The organism is Sphingomonas sp., from assembly GCF_042091075.1.
Lineage (GTDB): Bacteria > Pseudomonadota > Alphaproteobacteria > Sphingomonadales > Sphingomonadaceae > Sphingomonas.
Map to the genome: position 1 here is coordinate 1 of NZ_JBELIE010000188.1, position 6,036 is coordinate 6,036.

Here is a 6,036-nt window from a genome sequence, read left to right on the forward strand (position 1 = left end):
ACCTCCATATCGTCGGGCAGGCGCGGTTCGAGAAGCGGACGCGCCAGCGCGGGCAATACCGCTGTCAGCCGATTGTCAGTCATCGTCTCTCCGCCAATCGTATCGTGATTCAATCGACAGTGCGGTGCGCGACCGTGGCTGGCAAGGGTTTCAGATCGCTACCTTCCAATCCCAGCCGAGCGGATCGCCGTCCATCACTTCCACCCCAGCGGCGGTCAATTCGTCGCGGATCGCGTCGGAACGGGCGAAGTCCTTCGCCGCGCGTGCGGCGCGACGTTCGGCGAGGCGTGCCTCGATCGTGTCGACGTCGACCGTCGCCTCGATCGGCCGCACCCGCAGCGTGGCCCGGGTCAGCGAGGTCAGGTTCAGCCCCAGCGCCGCGTCGAACATCGCCAGCGCCTCGAGGCGATCCGCCGGGGATAGCCGCTTGTCGGCGAGCAGCGCGTCGAGCACCGGCAGCGCGCGGGGCGTGTTGAGATCGTCCGACAGGGCGGCGTCGAGCTGGGCATGATATCCCGATACGTCCGCGCCGCCGGGCGCTTCGGCGCGCGCGCGCAGTCCCTCCACCGCATGGGCCCAGCGCTTCAGCCGTACCTGTGCCGCGAACAGATTGTCCCACGAGAATTCCAGCTCGCTGCGATAATGCGCCTGAAGGCACATCACGCGATAGGAGAGGGGGTGGAAACCGCGATCGATCAACCGTTGCAGCGTGAGCGTGTCGCCGGACGACTTGCTCATCTTCCCGGTCCGATCGACCAGGAAGTTGTTGTGCATCCAAAAGGTCGCGCCGGTATCCCCGCACTCGCAATAGGCCTGGTTCTGCGCGATTTCGTTGGGATGGTGGATCTCGCGATGATCGATCCCGCCGGTGTGGATATCGAAGGACGCGCCCAGATAACGGCGGCTCATCACCGAACATTCGAGGTGCCAGCCCGGCGCGCCGCGCCCCCAGGGCGAATCCCACTCCATCTGGCGCGTCTCGCCCGGCGGCGTCGTGCGCCAGATCGCGAAGTCCTGCGGATGGCGCTTGCCCGCGACCGCGTCGATGCGGGCGTGCGCCGCATCGTCCGCCGCGCCCGCCAGTCGCCCGTAATCGGGCACCGTGGTCGTGTCGAAATACAGGCCGTCGTCAAGCTGATAGCAATGCCGCGCCGCGATCTTCTCGCCCCAGGCGATCATCTCCGCGACGTGATCGGTGGCCAGCGGCATGTGCGTCGGCGGCAGGATGTGCAGGTCGGCCAGATTCCGCTGGAACGCTTCGGTGTAATGGCGCGCGATCGCCCAGATATCCTGCCCGGTACGCTTCGCCGCGGCTTCCATCTTGTCGTCGCCGGCATCGGCATCGCTGGTCAAATGGCCGACATCGGTGATGTTGATGACATGCGTCACCGGCCAGCCCTTCCACCGCAGCGTGCGCGCCAGCGTGTCGGTAAACACATAGGCGCGCAGGTTCCCGATATGGGCATAGTGATAGACGGTCGGCCCGCAGGAATAGACGCGAACATTGTCGGGATCGATTGGCCGAAACGTCTCGATGCCACGGGACAGGCTGTTGAACAGGAGAAGCGGAGCGCCATGGGTCATGCCGCGCGTCATGCGGGGGCGGCGCGCCGGGTGCACGTCCCCGCACCCGGCGCGCCACCGCGATCAGATCAGCGCGCCAGCCCGATCACCGCATTGGCGGTATAGCCCGCCGCGACGCTGCCGGAGAAGGCGGGTGTCTGCTGGGCGATCTGCGCGCTGCTGTTGTCGCCGAACACATTGTCACTGCTGATCGATACGCGCGCGAAGTTGGTCGCCCCGTTCGCATAGGTGGCGGTGTCCGCATAGACCGCGCTGCACATCGCCGCCGGGATCGCCAGCTGCGAGATCAGCGCCGCATAACGCCCGCCCGTCGCGGTCGCCAGGGAGGAGAAGACCTCGAAATGGATGTGCGGATATCGCCCGTCATAGCATCCGGGCACGATCGTCGTGAAGGTGACCTGACCGTTGGCGTCGGTCACCCCGACCCCGCGCAGATAGCTTTCGCTCGGCAGATCGTAGAGCGAATATTGTCCCCGCGCATTGCAGTGCCACACATACACCGCATAGCCGGCGAGCGGCACGCAACTGCTGTTCACGTTCACCACCGTCAGCGTCAGCGTCAGCGGCACGCCGGCGGCGATCGCGGTGGACGTGCCCATGAAGCTCGACCGGATATCGCCGCGCACGATCCCGCTGACGGTCAGCGCGTTCGAGGTTAGTCCGCTCGACACATTGGTGCCGTCGGCGGGGTAGGGGCCGTTCGTTTCGGTCGGATCGGCGACGCAGCCGCTGACCGTGCTGGCGCCCGTGGCGGTGCTGGTGGCGGTCGGTGTCGGGGTGGGCGTCGGTGTTGCCGCCGCCGCGCTGGCCTCGCTCGTCGCGGCGACGCTGGCGTCGGAGCCGCCGCAACCTGCCACCAGCGCGGCGGTGCCCGCCCCGGCAAACCATTTCAAAGCACGCCGGCGTTCGATCAGCCCGCTCATCACCATCAGGTCATGCGCAAGGCCGCGATCATGGTCGTGCGCGCGGTCGTGAACGTCGGTATGTGGCTTCTGCATCGATGTAAGGTCCCCGTAGAAAACAGGGATTTGCTACGATCGATGCCGCATCTTTCGATGTCGGCGACCGATCGTCATATGTCCGTTTGTATCGGCCGGCCGGGGTTTGTGTCAGCGGGCGACCGGAAGCGTCACCGTCGCCACCGCGCCCGGCCCGTCGTCGCGGTTGCCGAGCGTGGCAGTGCCGCCATGGCGCTCGGCGATTGCACGGACGATCGCCAGGCCCAGGCCGGCTCCCCCGGTCGCGCGATTGCGCGACGGATCGCCGCGGACGAACGGTTCGAACAGCCGCTCGGCCTGACTCGGGTCGATACCCGGACCGCGATCAGCGATGGTGACGATCACCCGATCCGCCTCGACCCGCCACGACAGCATCGCGCTTTGGCCATAGCGCAGCGCATTGGCGATCAGATTGCCGAAGATGCGGCGGAGGGCGCTGGGATTGCCGCGAACCACGACGCGCGGCCCCGGCGTGACGCCGATCGCCTCGCCCTCGATCGCCATATCCTCTGCCAGGCTGTCGAGCAGGCTCGACAATTCCACCATCGTCTGGTCGAGCGTGCCGGCTTCGTCCCGAGAGAAGCGCAGCGTCTCGGCGATCATCGCGCGCATCTCGTCGATGTCCGCCACCGCCCGGTCGCGCGCCGCATCCGGCAATTGCTCGACCCAGAAGGCAAGGCGGCTGAGCGGCGTGCCAAGATCGTGGGCGATCGCGCCCAGCATGGCGGTGCGCGTTTCGGCGTGCCGCGCCAGCCGCGCATGCATGGTCGATACCGCGTGCGATAATTTGCGCACCTCTCGGCTGCCGGTTGGCAGCGGCGGCAGGGGCGCGCCGGTGCCGGCACGATCGGCGGCGGCAGCGAGCCGGGCGAGCGGGCGGGAGATCGCGCGCGCGAGCGCCCAGGCCGGGATCGACAGCAGCAAGGTGGCGATCAGCATCGCCAGCAAGGTGCGGAGATGCCAGTGCGTGAGCAGCGGCGCCGGCGGAGTGCGCACGATCCGCCACGTCGCGCCGTCACGCCATCCCACCGAGAAGGAACCGAACAGATCGCGCCCGCCAAAGCGTGGACGCAGTTCGGTGAAGGCGACGACGTTGCGCTCGTCGGTACGGAGCAGCGATGCCAGCCGCGCCCGCGTTCCGGGATCGTCGTGCTCGCGGTATCGCGCGGCAGGCGGCGCGGCGGCGCGCACCAGGACCAGTGGCTGCAGCGGTCGTTCGTCGATGCGGCGTAGCGGACGCCCGCGTTCCGCGTCGAGCGGGCGCTCGCGCCATATCTCCGGAGGGATCGACGAGCGCGGTTGCGGCATTTCCTTCAGCGCGGCCACCACCGCCTCCAGCGGGCGCGGCGGGACGATCGGCGGCGGCCCGCGGAAGGTGACGAGGAACAGGATCGCGATGGCGGCCTGCACGCTGACGATCACCAGCGCGAAGATCGGCCACGCGATCGAACGACCGCGGCGTATCACCCCGCCGCCCTCAGCGCCGGTCGACATCGCTGGTGAAGATATAGCCTTCGTTGCGGACGGTACGGATCAGCTCGTCGCCCCCGGCGGTATCGTCACGCGACAGCTTGCGGCGCAGGCGGCTGACCTGCACGTCGATCGCACGATCGAAATGCTCGGCATTGTGGCCGCGCGACAGATCGAGCAGCTGGTCGCGGGTCAATACGCGGCGCGGATGCTCGGCGAAGGCCAGCAGCAGCCGGAACTCGCCGTCGGATAGGTTGATAACGATCTGATCGGGATCGAACAGCTGCCGTCCGACCGGATCGAGCCGCCAGCCTGCGAAGCGCAGATAAGGGCGCGCATTGGCGGGCGCGACCGTCGGCAAGGCGCTCGCCTGGTTGCGCCGCAGCACGGAGCGGATGCGCGCGAGCAACTCGCGCGGGTTGGCGGGCTTGGCGATGTAATCGTCGGCGCCCATCTCCAGGCCGACGATGCGATCCACTTCCTCGCCGATCACCGACATGATGATCACCGCCGGCCCGGCGCGTCGATCCAGCGTGCGCAGGATCGACAGGCCATCCTCGCCGGGCATCATCACATCCAGCACGATCAGCGCATAATCGCCGCGCGCCATCGCCGCGCGCATCGCGGTGCCATCTTCGGCGACATCGACGATATAACCGTGCGAGGTGAGGAACGTGGCGGTCAGTTCGCGGATTCCGGGATCATCGTCGACGATCAGCAGTCGTGTGGCGAGATCCACATCGGGCTCCGTCAGGGGAGGGACCGCTATCGGTCGGGAAGGCGCGATCATATGCATCGCGCAGCATTGCGTTAATGACGTATCGCGCCGATTGCGGGGCTGCAATATTGGCTTTTCGCCGCTCGCTGTTGCCGGCGTGCAACAGTTTGGGCGCCGAACCTTTATAACCCCGTCCCCCCGACGGATCATTTCACCGCCGTTGCCGACGGACAAGGAGTAACGCGTGCCCCGGATCGCGATCGTTCAGACCAACACCGGAATCGACCCGAAGGAGAATGCCGCCGCGCTGGTGGCCGCGATCGGAGAAGCCGCGGCGGGCGGCGCGGCGATGGTGTTCACACCGGAGATGTCCGGGCTTCTGGATCGCGACCGTGCTCGCGCCGCGCCATCGCTGGTGAAGGAGAATGAGGATCGCACGCTGGTCGCCGTGCGTGAGGCTGCGGCGGCGCACGGAGTGTGGGTACAATTGGGCTCGCTGGCGTTGCGACGTACCGACCCGCGGATGGCCAATCGCAGTTTCGTGATCGATGCGGCCGGCAATATCCGTGCGCGCTACGACAAGATGCATCTGTTCGATGTCGATCTGCCCAGCGGCGAGAGCTGGCGCGAATCGGCGGCCTATGCCGGCGGGGATCGTCCGGTGGTGGTCAGCACGCCGGTCGGCCGGATGGGATTATCGATCTGTTACGATATGCGCTTCCCCGATTTGTATCGCGCGTTGAGCGATGCTGGGGCGGAGGTGTTGACGGTGCCGGCGGCATTCACCCGGCCCACCGGAGCGGCGCATTGGCATGTACTGCTGCGCGCGCGTGCGGTGGAGGCGGCGGCGTTCGTCGTCGCGGCGGCGCAAACCGGGATACACGCCGATGGCCGCGCCACCTTCGGGCATTCGCTGGTGGTCGATCCCTGGGGCGAAGTGCTGCTCGACATGGGCGAGGCGCCCGGCATCGGCTTTGCCGAGATCGACCCCGCGCGCCAGGCCGAGGTGCGTCAGCGTATCCCGGTGTTGCGCCACCGCCGCGTTATCCCCGCACCGATGGTGATCGCTTGACGGGCGGGTTGCGGTGCAGGCGGGGTGCTGCTAGAGGCGGTTCGTTCGGCGCGGGCCATGCCCGCCGCCGCTTTACCTGTTTGAACCCCAGTTCGAGTCGGAGTTAGTTCGTTTTATGCAGATCATCGTCCGCGACAATAACGTCGACCAGGCCCTGCGCGCGCTCAAGAAGAAGCTGCAGCGCGAGGGTGTGT

Annotated in this window: 6 protein-coding genes; 2 read left to right on the top strand and 4 right to left on the bottom strand. The window is 67.3% G+C overall.

Annotated features, from left to right (window positions below; genetic code table 11):
• Positions 1-150: 150 nt before the first annotated feature.
• The 4 genes from cysS to ACFDSW_RS14760 all read right to left on the bottom strand — a co-directional run bounded on the left by cysS (position 151) and on the right by ACFDSW_RS14760 (position 4,791).
• Positions 151-1,584 carry a cysteine--tRNA ligase gene (gene cysS, locus ACFDSW_RS14745; RefSeq protein ID WP_375251030.1) on the bottom strand — a complete coding sequence of 478 codons (1,434 nt, stop codon included), beginning with the start codon at positions 1,582-1,584 and terminating at the stop codon, positions 151-153.
• A gap of 68 nt (positions 1,585-1,652) precedes the next feature.
• The gene (locus ACFDSW_RS14750; protein WP_375251031.1) at positions 1,653-2,582 is read right to left on the bottom strand and encodes an intradiol ring-cleavage dioxygenase; all 930 of its coding nucleotides are present in this window, start codon (positions 2,580-2,582) and stop codon (positions 1,653-1,655) included.
• Positions 2,583-2,693: 111 nt separating this feature from the next.
• Positions 2,694-4,076, bottom strand: coding sequence for a sensor histidine kinase (locus tag ACFDSW_RS14755; RefSeq protein ID WP_375251032.1), 1,383 nt, complete (start codon positions 4,074-4,076; stop codon positions 2,694-2,696).
• Positions 4,060-4,791, bottom strand: coding sequence for a response regulator (locus tag ACFDSW_RS14760; protein ID WP_375251033.1), 732 nt, complete (start codon positions 4,789-4,791; stop codon positions 4,060-4,062). The genes ACFDSW_RS14755 and ACFDSW_RS14760 overlap by 17 nt, the downstream gene beginning before the upstream one ends.
• Before the next feature lie 223 nt (positions 4,792-5,014).
• On the opposite strand from ACFDSW_RS14760, the gene ACFDSW_RS14765 reads away from it, so the two are divergent.
• Positions 5,015-5,842, top strand: a complete 828-nt coding sequence (locus ACFDSW_RS14765; RefSeq protein WP_375251034.1) for a carbon-nitrogen hydrolase family protein — start codon at positions 5,015-5,017, stop codon at positions 5,840-5,842.
• A 115-nt stretch (positions 5,843-5,957) separates the two neighbouring features.
• Positions 5,958-6,036, top strand: a 79-nt coding sequence (gene rpsU / locus ACFDSW_RS14770) for a 30S ribosomal protein S21 (RefSeq protein ID WP_375251035.1), incomplete at its 3' end; no start/stop codon positions are given.

What these genes read in the sequence shown, in the direction of transcription:
- cysS (WP_375251030.1), bottom strand. Translation starts at nt 1,584, where the DNA reads ATGACCCATGGCGCTCCGCTTCTCCTGTTCAACAGCCTGTCCCGTGGC.
- ACFDSW_RS14750 (WP_375251031.1), bottom strand. Translation starts at nt 2,582, where the DNA reads ATGCAGAAGCCACATACCGACGTTCACGACCGCGCGCACGACCATGAT.
- ACFDSW_RS14755 (WP_375251032.1), bottom strand. Translation starts at nt 4,076, where the DNA reads ATGTCGACCGGCGCTGAGGGCGGCGGGGTGATACGCCGCGGTCGTTCG.